This window comes from Brachyspira hampsonii 30446 (assembly GCF_000316195.1).
In the GTDB taxonomy this organism is placed as follows: Bacteria; Spirochaetota; Brachyspiria; order Brachyspirales; family Brachyspiraceae; genus Brachyspira; species Brachyspira hampsonii_C.
The window spans coordinates 310,014-328,054 of sequence record NZ_JH994111.1; the positions used below are offsets into that span (position 1 = coordinate 310,014).

An 18,041-nucleotide genomic window follows, 5' to 3' on the forward strand; every position below is an offset into this window, starting at 1 on the left:
TTTTAATTCTTATTTATCTTTACAGCAAATTTAGGCAAAGTAAGCATGTATATAAAAGAAATACCTATACTAATAAGATTAAAAAATGAGTAAGGCATGTACTGTAAAGTATGCACCCCAAGTATAGAAGTCATATAAACTCCCGTAACAGTCCAAGGAAGCAGAACTTCTGTGAGTGTTCCTCCTTCTTCCATAGTTCTTGAGAGTACGCCTCTGTTTACATTATATTTATCATATACAGTTTTTAATACAGACCCCAATGTTAAAAATGTAAACTGCAAACTGCTTAATGCTGAATTAATAGTGAATGTTGTAAGCCAAGTTGTAAATATTAAACTTCTTGCCCCTTTTGTGATTTTTATCAATAGTTCTATTAGAGTATTGAAAGTGCCTATAAGTTCAAGCATAGCTCCGTAAGTAAGAGCAAGTATTAAAAATAATACGCTAGGCATAGTGCTTATCATACCACCTCTATTAAGTAAAAAATGTAAACTTTCTGGTATATTATCAGGATTAACTGTAGGAGACATTGATATATTAAATCCTGTTACAAAAGATTTCATAGAGTTTATTAGGCCGAAATCTTGAATTACAGCTCCAATTATTATAGCAATTAAACTTCCTATAAACATAGTAATTACAGGATTAACTCCTTTAACGCTTGCAATAAGTACGAATACAGGAGGCACTAATAAAAGTATATTAAAATTAAATATTTGTTCTAGAGAAGTCAATATCTCCTGAGCTTCTTTCAAATTTGATATATTAACATTTGGATCTGCGGCATTCAATCCCAATACTGTAAAAACTAAAGCGGCTAATATTGCAGCAGGTATAGTATTTGCGAGCATAGTTTTTATATGATTAGAAAGCGTAGTACCTGCCCCCATAGCAGCTAGAACTGTAGTATCTGATATAGGAGAGTTTTTATCTCCAAGGTAAGCACCGCTTATAACGGCACCTGCAACTAAAGGCAAAGGTGTATTTGTAGCCTGAGCAATACCTATGAATGCAACGCCTGCAGTAGAAGCAGATCCCCAAGAAGTTCCTGTAAATACAGAAAGAAATGAAGTTACAATAAAAGCCATTACAGGTATAAATGACGGATGTATTAATTTTATTCCATAGTATATAAGCATAGGTACTGTTCCAGAATATACCCAAGCTCCAACTACCACACCTATCAGTATAAATATCAATACTCCAATCCAAGTATCAACTACTTTTTTTATGAATGCATTTTCCATATCCTTCCATTTATATCCTGCAAAGTATGCTATTATACATGCGGATAAAGTTCCTAGTGTAAGTAAAAATTCTATAGGAACGCCGTATTGTACAGTAAATATTAAAACGGTTATAAGTATGAAGAGCAGCGGAAATAGTTTCCAGAAAGTATTAATTTTTTTTGTTTTCATAAAGATACCTCTATGCATTGTATACTATATTAGGGTATTATATATTCATACTCATAATAAATCAATCCTATTTAATTTTAATTATTAATTAGTATGTTTGTTTTAAAGTAAATTAATAAGTATTTGTAGTATTCTTTATAATAGTGATTACTAAGCACGCGTTAGATTCGCTGTAAAAATAAGTACAGTTAATAACTTCATATTTACCATATATTTAAATTCATTTACCGCGTGTTATTAAAGCTCTAAAATTTAAAAAACATTTGGGCGGGCATGCTTTTTCTTGATGAAGTAACAATGATTAATAAAATTTTTATTATAGTGTTAAGTTATAAATTTTATAGGGTGGGGATTAAAGTAAATTTTGTAATCTTAATTTGTTTTAATACTACAATAAGTAAAATATATACTATTTTATAAATGTTTTTTGAATAGTTATAATATTTATTAGACTTGTTTCAAAACTACTTGACAATATTAATTATAAAAATTATTTAATTTTAAAATTACAGAGATGATGTTTTACATGTTGTACAAATTATTATTTTAGTATATAAATATACATCCTTTCACCTGCCGTAGGCACACAAAGTGAGGCGTACTTCGTATGCTTCTCACCGCAGGCGGGCTGCCTGGGTCACCACCGAGTAGGTGCCTTGCAGAGCGGGCAGCAAAAGAAGTGGGGGGCCGAAGGCACGCAGAGCGTGGCAACGCAGTGTACTTCGTAGGGCTAGTCCCCACAAATTATAAATAAAATTACTTTTGAAACAAGTCTATTATAGGCTTTTTATTAAGTATATTAAATTAATATTAAACTATTTATATTATTGACTTTTAGCCAAAAATATAATAGAATAGTCTCTATAAATTTTATATACAATGTGTTTATATATATAAAATATAAGAAATCATTTCCGATAATATATTAACCTTTAAAATTATGGAGGCATAATAAATGGCAGAGCAGACAGAGCAACAACCTATTGAAAGTACTGAAAATAGAGTTGACCTCGAAGATAGTACCAACCTTGTTACTTTTAGATTAGGCAGCGGTGAGTATGCTATAGATATCATGCAGGCTAAAGAGATAATTAAAATGGAAAAGATTACACTTATTCCTAATGCCCCAGATTTTGTAGAAGGTGTAATAAATTTAAGAGGTAATATTATACCTATAATTGATTTAAAAAAGAGATTCAATTTAGAAGAAACCGAAGGCGATAAAAATACAGGTATTATCATAGTAAAAATAGAAGATGTTGATATGGGTATAATTATCGACTCTATTTCTAAGGTAGTATCCATTTCAAATTCTGATATTCAGCCTCCTCCTCCAATGCTTTCAGGTATAGGTCAGAAATATATTAAGGGTGTAGGTAAATTAGAAGATAAATTATTAGTTGTTTTAGACCTAGAAAAATTATTTACTACAGACGAAGAAGATGAAGAAGCATCAGCTGATAGTTAAAAAGTAGCAGTTATTACTTTACTTTCACTGATAATAATATCTAATATCTCATCATTATCATCTTTTGGTATTGACGGAAGTATCTGATAATCATAAGCCAATCCTATTCTTAAGGCACTTTTATTAATTCTTAATATATTGTCATAATATCCTCTTCCAAATCCTAGTCTATTACATTTTTCATCAAAAACCAAAGCAGGAATAATGAACATAGATACTTCATTTATATCACAGTCTTTACAATATTCAAAAGGTTCTCCGCATCCGAATTTTGTATTTCTGTTGATATCTTTATCATAATCATTTATATATTTTAATTTCATATTATGATTATCTATAAGGAACGGTACAGATACTTTAATATTATTTTTTAAAGCATATTTGATTATTTCTTCAGTTGGTACTTCATTATTGAAGTCTGCATATACACATATAGAATTGAATTTATTAATATTTACTATATTTCTAAATTTTTTAGAAATTATAGAACTTTTATCCTTAATAAAATTAGAATCTAAATTGTTTCTTATGAGTTTAAAGGATTCTCTTATTAATTTTTTTTCTTTTTTAATATTATCTTCATTAGGAGAAATTTTCATCATTTAATTCTACTAATAATTCCTGTAATAATTTATCTCTAATAATTTGATCAATAATTTTTTGAGATGCCATACCTATATCAATAAACTGTACAGCAAAACCTTTAGGTAAGTCAGGTTTTTGATTATCATTATTAATCCAAACTACTTTAGCTTCAGTGAATAACTTGAAATCTTTAAAAGATATAGTAAGTCCAAGCATATCACCCTTATCAGGAATATTAGTATCAGATGATATATAAGCACCATTTCCGCTTATAGAAAGTATATTTCTATCTATAGTTCCTCTAATCTTATCTTTATATGCTATGACAACATTTAAAGGCCAATTAACTCTTGAATACTGCCTTCTTTTAGTATTTCCATCTTCTAATATCTTTGAAACTTCATTTTGTATGGATTGTACTATTACACTTACATCTGTATTTCTATGGAATATTAAAGCATAAGGATATGCCGTTTCATCAAAACCATCTGAAACATCAGTCATAACCAATTTTATTTGAGGATTAATTTTTTTTACTTTATCTACAAATAAACTGATAGCATCTTTTTCACTTTCATTGTATCTTACAATATAAAAATATATACTTAAATTATTTTCTATGATATATCCTAAAGAGGAATTAATATCATTGAAAGTGCTTATATCGAATATATTATTAAAAGCATTTTTATATTTAGTTAAAATAGAAGGATTATTTTCTATGATTACACCTTTTACTTGTTCTTTATCCATTATTGCTTCTCCTGATAATACTTGCTTATTAAGTATAACATAATTTATTATTTATGCAATATTTTGAACGAAAAAATAAAAGTATAAAGTTATTATACTTGTTTCAAAACTACTTGACAAGATTACATATGAAAATTTCGTAATTTTATAATTTATAAAATAATGTTTGACATGTTTTATAAATTATTGTTATAGTATATAAATATGCAGTCTTTTTGCTTCTTTGTGCCAACAAAAGAAGTGGGGTTGGCACGACTGTGTGCTTCGCAGCAAAGCCCCAACTATAATTTAAAAATATTAAATTAAAAATTTATAAATTTAGTTTTGAAACAAGTCTATTGATATTTTCTATTAGATTTGTTTCAAAACTACTTGACAAGATTATATATTAAAATTTTGTAATTTATCAATTATAAGATAATGCTTTATATGTTGCATAAACTATTATTATAGTATATAAATATTTAGTCTTTTACGAAAGCGTAGCCGGGCTTATATAGTATATAGTATATAGTTTCTTACGATTGTATGCTTCGTAGAGATAGCCCCATCAAAATTATAAAAAATTAGTTTTGAAACAAGTCTATTTATATGTTATAATAAAACATGAATTAATAAAAGTATTAAGAGAGTGCTTATGGGAATAAGAGAAAAATCAAAAGAATTATGGGATAAAATTTCATTAGCAACTACATTTGATAAGTTAACATCTATTATTGATAAAACAAAAGATATACTGAATCTTTCATCATCAAGACATCTTTCTAAGTTTTTAGATAAAATACAATTAATGGTTGATATGATAGGGGATTATGTTAATGGTAACTATAAAGATGTTCCTTGGAAAAGTTTATCTGCTATAGCTGGAGCATTAATATATTTAATACTTCCTTTAGATGTTCTTCCTGATTTATTTCCAATTATAGGATTATTAGATGATGCATTTATAATAGGATTATGCATAAAATATTTTTCTGAAGATTTAAATAAATACAAAGCTTGGAAGTATGGAGAATCAGAAGCCGAAGAAGCAGAATATGAAATAGTAAATGAAAAAAGAGAAGAAACAGAAGATGATGAATAGGGTATATAGATTTGTTAAATAATGATTATAGTAAAGATATATTTACTAAGAGTATAAAATATTCAAAAGGCGTAGGTCCAAAATACGCAGAAATACTAGCTAAAAAGGGTATAATTACTCTGTATGATTTAATAGCTTTTTTTCCTAGAACCTATGATGACAGAAGAAAAACTCTAAAACTTCATGAAGCATTAGAAAATAAAGAAAAAACTTCTGTTGTATATGTAGAAGTTATAGATATTTCTAGTTTTACTTTTCAATATAGGAGTAAACCTCTAGTTATAGTTACTGACGGTACTGCAATATGCGAAGTTCCTATTTACGGAGGAAGGCTTCCTGCAGGAGTGAGTAAAGGAGCTAAACTTTATCTTACAGGAAAATTTGTTAGAGGAAGCAGAGGAAAACTTCAATGCAGAATGACTGAGTTTGAAAAACCTTCTTCAAATGCATTGTCTTATGGAAAAATAGTACCAATATATCCTCTTACAGAAGGACTTTCTCAAAAAAAGTTAAGAACATTAATTGTAGATGAGCTTGAAGTATTTGAAAAGAATATGAAATACGATATACCTAGTGTCATTAAAAAAAAATACAGGCTTAAAAGTTTTGTTCCATCTATTATGGAGATGCATTTTCCTACATCATTTGAGGCTCTTGATGAGGCTAGGGAGAGCTTAATTTTTGAGGAGTTTCTAACCTTTCAATATATACATCTAAGTGAGAGAAGACCTAATATTTTAATAAAAGATGAAAGATACAATTCTTCAAATTTACTTGAAAAAGTAAAAACTACTATTCCTTTTGAACTTACTAAAGATCAATTAAATGCTATAGAAGAAATAAAAAATGATTTATTTTCAAAAAAGCAAATGTTTAGACTTCTTCAGGGAGATGTTGGAGCTGGTAAAACTATAGTGGCATTTTTAACTTCATTGATACCTGCAGAATCTGGATTTCAAACAGCATTTTTAGCCCCTACAGAAATACTAGCATTGCAGCATTATAATACTTTTAAGAAACTTATTAAATCGGCTGGGCTAGAAGATATTATAAAAATAGATATACTTACATCTTCTGTAAACCAAAGTGAAAGAGGGTATTTATTGAAAAGGCTTAGGGAGGGTAAAAGCAGTATATTAGTAGGTACGCATTCTATTATATATGATGAAGTAGTATTTAAAAATCTTTCTTATGCAATAGTAGATGAACAACAGAGATTTGGGGTCGCTCAAAGAAATAAATTATTATCAAAAGGAAAAAATGTTGATTATCTTCTTATGACAGCCACTCCAATTCCTCAGTCATTAGCATTAACATTATTTGGAGAATTGGATTTGTCTATTATAAAAACTCTTCCAAGCTCAAGAAAAGGAGTGCTTACAAAATATAAAGAGCTTTATGAAAGGGATCATTGTTATAAATTCTTAAAAAATAGAATATTAAAAGGTGAACAGGGATATGTCGTATTTCCTCTAATAGAAAATAATGATTCTAGTTTTATTACTCTTTCAAGCGAGTTTCAGAGAGCTAAAGAAACATACTTCTCAGACACTCAAATAGAAATAATACATGGCAAAATGAAAGATGAAGAAAAAGAATATATAATGAACAGATTTGCAAATGGAGATATAAAAGTATTATTTTCAACTACTGTAATAGAAGTAGGTATTGATAATCCCAATGCCACAACTATATTAATTGAAGGAGCTGAGCGTTTTGGTTTATCGCAGCTTCATCAGCTTAGGGGTAGGGTAGGCAGAGGAGACAAATTAGGTTACTGCTATCTTATACTTCACAGTGAGCTTAATGACATTATAAAAGAAAGAATTAATATAATATGCGAAACTACTGACGGATTTAAAATATCAGAAAAAGATTTGGAATTAAGAGGTGCTGGGGAGTTTTTAGGAGATAAGCAAAGCGGTATTCCAGACTTTAAACTTGGAAATATCATAAAAGATAAAGAGATAATGCGTAAGGCTAAAGATGAAATGCGTTCTTTACTTAAAGATGAAAACTCAAAAGAAATTTTTTATAAAGAAAATGAAGCATTTATATTAAAGGCTAATTATCTAAAATCAAGAATAGTTAAAGATGAATAGTTTTTTATATATTTTAATATTTTTATATAAATAAAAAATCACACTATAGTAAAATATTTTATAATAAATAATAAAATATTTTAATTTAATATTGACAAAAACATCATATAAATATATAGTTATATTAACAGTACCCCATGCACGTCACTTGATGATGTGGACCATTTGGGGACATTTTTTATTTATGGTCATTTTATGGATATAAAACATCCTTATAAATATGAAGAACAGCTTCAAAAATTAAAAGATAGAGGCTGTATTATTAATGATGATAAAAAATGTATATCTATACTTGAATCAGTAAATTATTATAATTTTAGTGCTTATTTTTTACCTTTCAAACAAAGTAACGGAAGTTATATTAATGGTACTTCATTTGAAAAAGTTTTTAATATTTATGAGTTTGATAGAAAACTGCATACTATATTATTTAATGCATTAGAAGAGATATATATTTTTATTCGTGCTAAAATATCATATTATCATGTTCATAAATATGGAGCATTAGGATATTTAGATGAAACAAATTTTTATAATAAAAATGATGATTTAAAAGATATAAATAAAAAGATAGAGTATCATAAAAAATTTATAGAAAACTTTAAAAGAGAAGTAAATAATAATAAAGTATTATTCGTTAAACATTATATAGATAAATATAATTCTAATTTTCCAATATGGGCAGCAACAAAAATATTTACTTTTGGTATGTTATCAATTTTTTTTGCTAATTTGAAATTAGAGGATCAGAAAATATTAGCAAAGGATATGTATAACATTACGGCTTATAAATTAGAAAGTTGGCTTCGTTGCTGTACGGACTTAAGAAATATTTGTGCTCATCATGGAAGACTTTATTATAGAATTTTTCCATCTATTCCAAAACAAATGAATAATTTAGATAATAATTCAGAGAGAAAGTTATGGGGAGCTATATTATCAGTTAAAGAATTATATCCTTTTAAAGAAAAGTGGAATGATGAAATATTACACAATTTTATTAATCTTATTGATGAATATAAAAATGATATAGATTTTGTTCACATAGGATTTCCAGAAAAATGGAAAGATTATTTAAAAAAGTAGTTATTATATTATGTAATTTTATTTAAATAACCCACCCTTTATATTTTATTGTTTTATTTATAAATTTTAATTTTTATTATTTTTATAGCCTATTTAAAAATTAAGGCACCCACCCAAGCGTATATTAAATTTAAAAATCTTTCTCCACGCACGGTTAGCTGAATTTTATATATAATTAAAATTAGAATTTAAAATTAATTTACATTTTTAATTTTACTCTGCGTGCGTTATGAAGATTATGAGTTTAAATAAAACTAGGGCGGGCGTTATAATAGCAGTAAAAGTAAATAAAGAAAAATAATACAATAATAACAAATAAAAATTTTAAATTATAATGGGCGGGGAGTTAGAATAAAGTTAAAAATATAAAAACCCCATTAAATAATGAGGCTTTTATATTTAAAGTAAATAATTATTACACTATTATAATCTCTATCTATGTTCATCAAAAAAATTAATAACTAATTTTATAATAAAAAATAAAATAGGATAATAAATAAAAGGTAATATAAGAGCAAGAAAAAATCCGCTGCTGGTTCTTATTGGATATATAAACATAGAAGCAAGCAATATAAATGGAAAAAATAAAATTCCTAATATTACTATAAATATCCATTTTATTATGGTTAATAATAGAGAAGTTTTTGTCATTTTAGCTTGCACATTGACATCGTATAATATTTCTTTGTTTTCTATATTTTTATTTGTGAATGTAGTTTTTAATTTAAAATATAAATTAAAAGCATTAGTATGCATATTTGTTATTTTATAAAAAGAGTTTGATCTTAAGTTTATTTTAACTCCTTTTTCATAAAAAGTTTCATTCTTTTCTAATGTAAAATCTGAAATATTAAAATTTAAATTTTGATTATTTGATACACTTACTAATTGAGTTTTATCAATTTCTAATTTTTGATTTAAGTAAATAATGATTTTAGGCATTTTACTTTTTGAAAAATTATTTGTGTATATAGTCATTTCTGAAGCAGTAATTTTTCCCACAGATATATCTGTACCTGTTTCTTCATTGCTTACACTTACATAATTACCTGAACAGCTTATTATTAATGTTAGTAAAAAAATTAATACTATAATAATTTTTTTCATATAATCTCCTTAATATTATTAGATCTGTTGCAATTTTGTACGTACATATAGTGATATTATTATATAATAAATTTAAAAATAATATTTATAGTTTTAATAATTGGGGCTTTGCCTACGAAGTACACAGTCGTGCCAAACCCCACTTCTTTTGTGACGCTGTCCGCCTTCGGTGTGGCACAAAGAAGCAAAAAGACTGCATTTTTATATCTTATTTGGATAAAATTATATTACATTTAAAACAAAAAATAATATATAAAACTACTATAAATAAAACTTATATTATATATTTTTAATCATAACTGTATAAAAATACAAAATTGCAACAGGTCTATTATCTATATTATACTTTCTCACTATGACAAAAAATGTCGTATAAAAAAGAAGCCCCATTAAAAAATAGGACTTCTTTTATTTTATTATTACTAATGCAAATTATAAAGTTTATAGCTAGCAATAATAAAAAATTATTCTTTAATAAACTTTTTGAAATTAGCTACTTTTTCTTTGGCTACAGTAAGTCTCTTATCTTTACTTTCTTTTACGCAAACCTCAAAATAGAATTTTATCTTAGGCTCAGTACCAGAAGGTCTTATAGTAATTTTTGTTTTATCAGCAAGTATGTATTGAAGTACATTAGATTTTGGAAGAGTGATATCTTTTATTTTTTTACCTGTATTATCATAAACTTCTTTTTTCTCATAGTCGCTTATAGTTTCTACTTGCACTCCTGAAATCTCTTTAGGTAAATTGTTTCTGTAATAAGTCATCAAATCAGATATAGCCTTAGCTCCGTCAGCACCTTTTTTTGTAATTGATATAGTCTCTTCATAGAAGTATCCATATTTTTCATAGATGCTTTCTAAATAATCAGCTAAAGTGATGTTGTTATCTTTACAGTAAGCAAGCACTTCAGCAAGCATCAAACAAGAACTAACACCGTCTTTATCGCGTACATTTGAATTAATACAGTATCCGAAACTCTCTTCAAATCCGAATAAATATGTACCTTCTTTATCTCTTTCTATAACATCAGCAATCCATTTAAAACCTGTAAGTACATCGTAAATCTTAACATTATTAGCATCAGCAATAGCCCTAGCTAGTTCAGTTGTTACTATTGTTTTTACTATGTACGGATTTTTAATATTTTTTTTGTTTGTGATGAGATAGTATGCCATTATGGATCCTATCTGATTACCTGTAAGATACATATAGCTTCCATCTTTAGTAAGCAAAGCACATCCCATTCTGTCGCAGTCTGGGTCGGTACCCATAACAAGTTCTGCACCTATCTCTTTAGCTTTATTAACGGCTATCTGCAATGCTTCAGGATTTTCTGGGTTAGGAGATTCTACAGTAGGAAAATTTCCGTCTGGAGGCTGAGCACCTTCTAATGTTGTTAAATTTGTAAAACCAGCCTTTCTTAAAGCCATAGGAACCATTTTGTATCCAGAACCATGAATTGGGGTATAAACTATTTTTATATCATGATGTTTTTTAATGATGTCTGGATTAACTAAATATACCATCAAATCATTCATGTATTTATCTTCAATATCTTTTCCTATTATAGTAATTTTTGAAGAGTCGCCCATTTTTACTTCTTCAGGCTTAACTTTTAATACTTCATCTATGATATTTTTGTCATGAGGCGGTATAACCTGAGCTCCGTCAGTCCAATAAACTTTATATCCATTATATTCCTTAGGGTTATGACTAGCAGTAACAACTATTCCTGCAATACAGCCTAAACTTCTAACAGCATAAGAAAGAAGTGAAATAGGGTGAATATCATCATATAAATAAACTTTTATTCCGTTTGAAGAAAGTATCTCAGCAGCAGCTTTTGAAAATACATCAGAATTATTTCTTGAATCATATCCTATAGCAACTTTATAATCACTTCCGCCTTGTTTTAATATATAATTAGCTAAACCTTGAGTGGCAACTCCAACAGTGTATTTATTCATTCTGTTAGTACCAACTCCCATTATACCTCTAAGTCCGCCTGTACCAAACTCCAAATCTCTGTAAAATGCATCTGTTAATTCTTTTTCATTACCTGCATCTAATAATGCTTTAATTTCTTTTTTTGTTTCTTCATCATAAGGACCGTTAAGCCATGAATCTATTCTTGCTTTTACTTCTTGTTCCATTATACACACCTCTATTTAATAATTATTTTAAATAAATTTAATAAAAAATTTAATAATGTATATATAAATTATAGTATACAAAAAGTATATAATCAAGTAAAATATTTAATTATATTATTGCGGCATAGAAGCAGCATAATGTATTGCAGTCCAAGCTACTCCCATAAAATTATCCCATCTTCCATCTTGAGAATCAGTTTTAACATTTGGAAGATATAAGTCTGTAGGTTTAATAGAAGCAAAAGCTGAAGTTGTAAGAGCAGTTGGGGAAGTTCCTAAATATTCAACATTTTTAAGAGAAGTACAGTTTTCAAAGCTAGTATCATTTATTTTTATTGTACTGCTTGATATTTGAATATTAACTAAAGCTTTGCAGTCTTTAAAAAAGTTTGCAGTTATTTGTTCAGCTGTAGCCATTATTACTGTTTTTAATGCGGAAGCTCCTTCAAGTGTAAAATTATATGATGTCTCAAAAGAAGCGGCTGATAAATCTAATATAATATCTTTTTCATTTTGTGTAACATTTTTTATTTTATCAAAAATATCAGAGGAACTATCTATATATCCTCTAACAGTTATAAGATTTTGTCCTGTTTCTTTTTTATTATTTTCTAAAGCATTTTTTATTTCTTCTTCTGTGGATTCATTTCCTATTATATATATTTTTTCATTCACTTGATTATTATTTACTTGATTATTATTAGTAGTATTATATGCTTGATTATTATTGCTGTCATCGTATGGAGAAATGAGTTTATAATTACATGAATATATTATAAAAGAAAGCAGTATTATAACTAATATTTTCAATTTATTTCTCCAAAGTTATTTTTTATTATTAGGGCATATTTTTACCATAAAATATTTTATCCTTTTCCCAAGTATAGTTAAAAAAACTTTCCCAACTAGAATCGCTTGATGCATTAGGCAGATATAAATCTTTAGGCTTAGAATTTTCAACATATCCGTCAAATACATTTCCATTTTTTATTTGTATATTATTAACATTATCACCAAGATACTCTACATCACTTAAAGAAGAGCAGTCTCCAAATGAATATCCGTATATATATTTCAAACTACTAGGCAAACTTATTTTTGTTAATGATTTACAGCTAATAAAAGCTGATGGTAGTATGTATGTTAATTTAGATGTAAAGTTAATGTCATAAAGAGAATAGCAGTAAGCAAATGATTCAATATTTATTATTGTCAAAGTATCAGGCAATACAACAGAAGTAAGGCTTATACAGTTATAAAATACTTTATTTGCTATTGCAGTTATTTTTGTTTTGCTTAAATCGGCTTTTGTTAATTTTATACATTTATTAAAAGATGATGTTTTTATTGTTTCTATTGATGAAGGAAAATTAATTTCACTAAGCGTAGAACAATTCTCAAATGCACTTTCTCCTATTGTTTTTATAGTTTCAGGTAATTTTATTGCAGCTATATTGTTATTATCTTTGAAAGCATTGTCTTTTATTTCTGTAACTGTAGTTCTGCTTATATCAAGTGCAACACCATATTTGCTGTATTCTGTTTTTTCTATTATTTTATTTATTGTTTCTATTGTGCTGTTTTTATCTATATTATCTCCTGTGTCTTGCAAAAATATTGCATAATATCCGTATTTATCAAAATATTCCTGCATTTTATTTTCTATTTCTGTTTCCTGAGTATCAGATTTAATAATATAATATTCATCTATATTTTCTGGAATTGATGAGGATATATTTTGATTATTATTATAATCTATATTAAGAGGAGATGTAGCCTTATAATTACTGCATGAGATTAAAAATAAAATATATATAAAAAAGAGTTTTATTTTAAACATTCTTAAAATATTTATCCTTATAATTTCCATGCATTTTATTTCATATGTAAAAAAAATCAATAACAAAAATAAAAAAAATTGATTTATGAATATAATAATTTTGATAATATTTAAGTATAGATAAAACAAAATATACAAATTTTTAAGTTCGTAAATTTTTTATTGTTTTTTACATAGCATACCTACAAATGCATATATATAATTTGTGTACTTTCAGATATTAAAAAAACTATATTTACAAATTATAGTTATATATGTTTGTATATGTATAAAATAGCCGAATCTGATTTTTATACTTGTTTAATAATATATAAATACCGCTGCGATATTATTTCATTATTATTCAGACATACTTTGCCCATAATGAATTTTATCAGCCCCCCAAGTAATACCTAAAAAGTTATCCCAACTATTACTGCTAGGTGCTTCAGGCACATTAGGAAGATATAAATCAGTAGGTACTGCGGAACTAGTAAATGGAGTATCTGTTATAGTAGGAGTATCTCCTAAATATTCTACATTTTTTAAATTAGTGCATGATGCAAATGATGAAGCATCAATAGATGTTAAACTAGAAGGTAATGATATATTTACAAGACTGCTGCAGTTTTGAAATACATTAGCACCTATTTTTTCTAATTTGTCATTTAGTTTAATTGAAGTAAGTGAAATACAATTATCAAATGTTGATGTTTCTAATGATGTGATATTTGGAGGAAGTACTACATTGTTTAATTTCTTACAATTATAAAATGCTTTATTTGCTATAGTTTTAAGATTATCATTAAAAATTACTGTCTGAAGTTCACTGCATCCTGCAAATGAATGATGTCTTAATACTGATAAATTAGAAGGAAGAGTTACATTAGTTAATGAAGTACATCCCTGAAATGCTGATATTGCTATTTCTTCTAATGTATCCGGAAAAACTACGGCACTTAATGTGGCTGAACTCATAAATGCTTCTTGAGGTATACTAGCAAGTGTAGTTCTGCTTAAATCAACTTCTATTTTTTGCTCTTTGTAGTACTCTTTATTTATAATTTGTTTTATATATTCTAATGTTTTTGAGCTATTTATATCACCTTTTACTATTATTTTATATTTATTAAATTCTTTATAATATTCTCTCATATTATATTCTATATCAAAATCAGTGGCATCAGGTCCTACTGCATATAAATCATCATTAATATTAATAGTATTATCATTGTTATTAATATTATTATTACTATTACTGTTATAAGGTGATGTTGCCTTATAGTTACTGCATGAAATGAATAATGATGATATAAATATTGATAATAGTAAAATAATTCTTATAAACATTTTTTAGACTCCTTAAATAATAATTAATAAAATAACAAATCAATATTTTTTATTTTATTAATATTATTTATACCCACATATTACTATTATAAATATAACATTTTTTATTATTTTGGTATACTGCTTCCGTAATTTATTTGTGTCCAAGTAATGCCCAAGAAATTATCCCAACTATTATCTCCAGGGTCTGATGCAACATTTGGAAGATATAAATTCTTTAGTTGATCTACTCCATTTAATGTTACAGCAGCTATAGTACCTGTTTTTGTTCCAGCATATTCCAAATTAGCAAGTTTACTACAGCCGTTAAAACTGTCCGCATCTAAAGTGGTTAATGATTCAGGAAAAGATATAGAGGTCAATGCAGTACATCCGCTAAAGGCATTAGCCCCAATCGTAGTTAATTTATTATTTAAAGTAACTGTAGAAAGAGCAGTACATCCGTTAAAAGCATTATCTCCGATTGTAGTTAATTCACTATTTAAAGTAACTGCAGAAAGAGCAGTACAGCCATCAAAAGCATTGGCTTCAATTGTAGTTAACTTACTATTAAAACTAACTGTAGAAAGAGCAGTACATCCGCTGAAAGCAGATGCCTTTATAGAAGCAGCATCACTAGGCAGATATATTGCTTTTAAAGTTGTACTATCTTTAAAAGTATCAGCTGTTATTTCTGTTAAAGTTGTTTTAGTCAAATCTACTTCTATTTCAGCATTAGCAGTTTTGTAGTAGTCTTTATTCATTATTGTTTTTACATAAGTTAATGTACTAGTTTTTGATATGTCTCCTGATATAATTATCTTGTATATGCCGAATTTTTCTTTATACATTCTCATATTATATTCTATATCAAAATCGGTTGCATCAGGTCCTGATATAAAATTATCTTCGCTAATATCAGTAGTAGTAGTAGAATCAGTAGCGGTATTAGAATCAGAACCAAAAGGATTAATAACTTTATAATTACTGCATGAAATAGTAAATAGTAAAAATGCGATTAAAAAATATTTAATGTTGTTTTTCATAAAAATAACCCCTGTATTATAATGTATTTATAATTTAGGCACTTTGAATCTCACCCCAAGCAGTGCCTCATGATATCCGTCTGCTCTTGTATCTATTAAATATCTGTACCCTAAGTCTATAGACATATATGGAAGTACATTGAAAGCAAAACCTCCGCTGAACCCAAAAACCATAGTAGTTAAAGAACTTCTTAATTCTATATTATTTATTTTTGAATTAAAAGTATCATTTATTCTCCCTCCTATAGAAATTCCTAAATATATTGTGAATGGAGGATATTTTTCTAATAATGTTTGTTTATAACTTTCATCTGTTAGTTCTTCTTTTATGAGGAAAAAATTGATATCAAAATATACTGAACCTAAAAGAGTATGCATAGCTATATCATTAGTCATTCCTATTACTTTTCTTGCCATATATTCAAATTCAAATCTTACAGGGGAGGACTTGTTTATAGTTGGTATACTGTATCCCAAAGCAAAACCGCCGCCTAAATAATTGAAATATCCTTTATCTCCATTTTCTTTTACATACATATAATTTCCATCATGCGAGAATATAAATTTAGGAGTGATATATAAACCTTCAGGAATGAATGAAAATAATTTTTGAGTATTTCCTAATATTAATAAAAACATAAATACTATTAAATAATATCTTTTCATCTAATCTGCTCCTAAAAATTAAACCTTACCGAAGCTACTATATCATGATTAGACTGTGTTTTAGTATTTAATATAATCCTATACCCTAAATCCACACTGACTAATGGAGTTATATGAAATCCCAAACCTCCGCCAAATCCATAAACAAATTGAAATTCATTAAAATAAGTGCTTGTTTTAATAAGTCCATTATATTCAAAATTGTTATTTATAATATAAGTATCCAATTCGCCTCCGATTAAAAAACCAGCATAAACGGACATAACAGGTCTTTTTCCATTATGAAATGTGCTTATTGCAGAATCAGGGTTATTATAATCTATATACAAAAAATAAAAATCATAATAAGCAGCTGCCAAAAAACTATGAGCCTGCATAGTGTTGATAGGAGATACATACACATTTTCCGGTAATGGATTTCTGTATAAATACTCAAATTCAACTCTTACTGTTGAATATTTATGAAGTACATTAAAATTATAACCTATAGCAAGCCCGCCTCCAATATATAAATTTTGTATATTCTTACTGCTATTTTCTTTTTCTATTCCGGAATCCTCTATTTCAAATAAAAATTTAGGTGCTAAATAAGCTCCTATATCCATAGACATAAGCATATTAGTAAAACATGCTGTAAATATAGAGATAATCAAAAATTTTCTTATTAAAAACTTCATAAAATGTTATCCTTAAACATCAAAACAATATGCCTATAGCAAATCTTGGCAGAGGAACAATCCTTATTATACTTTTATATGAAAATCCTATATCTATTATTGATATATCAAAGAAAGGACGAACTCCACTATTAATACCTAAGCCTCTTGAAATATCTATCCTAAATCCCATCTCTCCTGATACATAAAAATCCCATATATTACTATTTCTATTAGTATATGTTGATGTTGATTTTTGTAATTGTTTTCCTTGAGTGATAAATAATGTTGTTCCTACTTTAGGCATTAAGAAAAAACCTGAAGCACGGTCTTTACTATTGAAATAAAATCTGCCGCCTACAGAAAGCCCAAGTCCGTATACATTTCCATTATATTCGGATGTTGAATTATTATAATATGTTTTCATAGCATAAAAGCCTGTATCTACATTAATGTCTATTTTTTCTGATGCTCTGAAAGTATATGTAAGATCTAATCCGAAAGTACCTTGAAGTCTCAGATTTTCACTGTCATTTGATGGTAGTAGCAGATTTACAAGAGATGGGGCAAGAAGCATATAAAAAATTGTAGTTCCAAAATTAACGCCTATAGAGTTTCTATGCGAATTTATACCGTTTTCATTACTGCTATTATTTTGGTATTTTTCAAATGCAATATTTGTAACATCATCAGCAAATGTGATATCAGCAAGTATAAATAAAAATAAAATTATTAATATATTCTTTCTCATGCTATTTATACCTCA

16 protein-coding genes are annotated in these 18,041 nt (G+C 27.2%); 4 read left to right on the plus strand and 12 right to left on the minus strand.

Annotated elements, in window-relative coordinates:
* Nucleotides 1–2 precede the first annotated feature (2 nt).
* Nucleotides 3–1,418, minus strand: coding sequence for a Na+/H+ antiporter NhaC (gene nhaC, locus A966_RS06245; protein ID WP_008723692.1), 1,416 nt, complete (start codon nt 1,416–1,418; stop codon nt 3–5).
* Between the two features lie 955 nt (nt 1,419–2,373).
* Here nhaC and A966_RS06250 point away from each other — a divergent pair.
* On the plus strand, nt 2,374–2,886 hold the full coding sequence (locus tag A966_RS06250; RefSeq protein ID WP_008723693.1) for a chemotaxis protein CheW: 513 nt from the start codon (nt 2,374–2,376) through the stop codon (nt 2,884–2,886).
* On the opposite strand, the gene A966_RS06255 is transcribed toward A966_RS06250, so the two are convergent.
* Both A966_RS06255 and A966_RS06260 read right to left on the minus strand, forming a co-directional pair.
* On the minus strand, nt 2,883–3,485 hold the full coding sequence (locus tag A966_RS06255; RefSeq protein WP_008723695.1) for a 5-formyltetrahydrofolate cyclo-ligase: 603 nt from the start codon (nt 3,483–3,485) through the stop codon (nt 2,883–2,885). The two genes, A966_RS06250 and A966_RS06255, sit on opposite strands and share 4 nt — an antisense overlap.
* Entirely contained in the window at nt 3,469–4,224 is a 756-nt protein-coding gene (locus A966_RS06260; protein ID WP_008723697.1) for a PilZ domain-containing protein, read from the minus strand. The genes A966_RS06255 and A966_RS06260 overlap by 17 nt, the downstream gene beginning before the upstream one ends.
* A 637-nt stretch (nt 4,225–4,861) precedes the next feature.
* Here A966_RS06260 and A966_RS06265 point away from each other — a divergent pair.
* The 3 genes from A966_RS06265 to A966_RS06275 all read left to right on the plus strand — a co-directional run bounded on the left by A966_RS06265 (nt 4,862) and on the right by A966_RS06275 (nt 8,496).
* Entirely contained in the window at nt 4,862–5,308 is a 447-nt protein-coding gene (locus A966_RS06265; protein ID WP_008723699.1) for a YkvA family protein, read from the plus strand.
* Nucleotides 5,309–5,319: 11 nt separating this feature from the next.
* Complete coding sequence (gene recG / locus A966_RS06270; RefSeq protein ID WP_008723700.1) at nt 5,320–7,410, plus strand: ATP-dependent DNA helicase RecG; 2,091 nt, start codon at nt 5,320–5,322, stop codon at nt 7,408–7,410.
* A 195-nt stretch (nt 7,411–7,605) separates the two neighbouring features.
* Nucleotides 7,606–8,496 (plus strand): Abi family protein, encoded by an 891-nt coding sequence (locus A966_RS06275; RefSeq protein ID WP_008723703.1) that lies wholly within the window; start codon nt 7,606–7,608, stop codon nt 8,494–8,496.
* A 432-nt stretch (nt 8,497–8,928) separates the two neighbouring features.
* On the opposite strand, the gene A966_RS06280 is transcribed toward A966_RS06275, so the two are convergent.
* The 9 genes from A966_RS06280 to A966_RS06320 form a co-directional block, all read right to left on the minus strand.
* Nucleotides 8,929–9,603, minus strand: a complete 675-nt coding sequence (locus A966_RS06280) for a hypothetical protein (protein ID WP_008723705.1) — start codon at nt 9,601–9,603, stop codon at nt 8,929–8,931.
* 464 nt (nt 9,604–10,067) lie between these two features.
* Nucleotides 10,068–11,759, minus strand: a complete 1,692-nt coding sequence (locus tag A966_RS06285; RefSeq protein WP_008723707.1) for a phospho-sugar mutase — start codon at nt 11,757–11,759, stop codon at nt 10,068–10,070.
* A gap of 114 nt (nt 11,760–11,873) precedes the next feature.
* Nucleotides 11,874–12,569 (minus strand): leucine-rich repeat protein, encoded by a 696-nt coding sequence (locus A966_RS06290; RefSeq protein WP_008723709.1) that lies wholly within the window; start codon nt 12,567–12,569, stop codon nt 11,874–11,876.
* 28 nt (nt 12,570–12,597) lie between these two features.
* A complete protein-coding gene (locus tag A966_RS06295; protein ID WP_008723711.1) occupies nt 12,598–13,599 on the minus strand; it encodes a leucine-rich repeat domain-containing protein in 1,002 nt (333 codons plus the stop codon).
* Between the two features lie 339 nt (nt 13,600–13,938).
* Nucleotides 13,939–14,928: a leucine-rich repeat domain-containing protein gene (locus tag A966_RS06300; protein ID WP_008723713.1), complete on the minus strand. Its 990-nt coding sequence runs from the start codon at nt 14,926–14,928 to the stop codon at nt 13,939–13,941.
* A 107-nt stretch (nt 14,929–15,035) separates the two neighbouring features.
* Nucleotides 15,036–15,953, minus strand: a complete 918-nt coding sequence (locus A966_RS06305) for a leucine-rich repeat domain-containing protein (RefSeq protein ID WP_008723715.1) — start codon at nt 15,951–15,953, stop codon at nt 15,036–15,038.
* Between the two features lie 27 nt (nt 15,954–15,980).
* Nucleotides 15,981–16,619, minus strand: coding sequence for an invasin (locus A966_RS06310; protein WP_008723717.1), 639 nt, complete (start codon nt 16,617–16,619; stop codon nt 15,981–15,983).
* An 11-nt stretch (nt 16,620–16,630) separates the two neighbouring features.
* Nucleotides 16,631–17,296 carry an outer membrane protein gene (locus A966_RS06315; protein ID WP_008723721.1) on the minus strand — a complete coding sequence of 222 codons (666 nt, stop codon included), beginning with the start codon at nt 17,294–17,296 and terminating at the stop codon, nt 16,631–16,633.
* Between the two features lie 19 nt (nt 17,297–17,315).
* Nucleotides 17,316–18,026 (minus strand): hypothetical protein, encoded by a 711-nt coding sequence (locus tag A966_RS06320; RefSeq protein ID WP_008723723.1) that lies wholly within the window; start codon nt 18,024–18,026, stop codon nt 17,316–17,318.
* Nucleotides 18,027–18,041 lie beyond the last annotated feature (15 nt).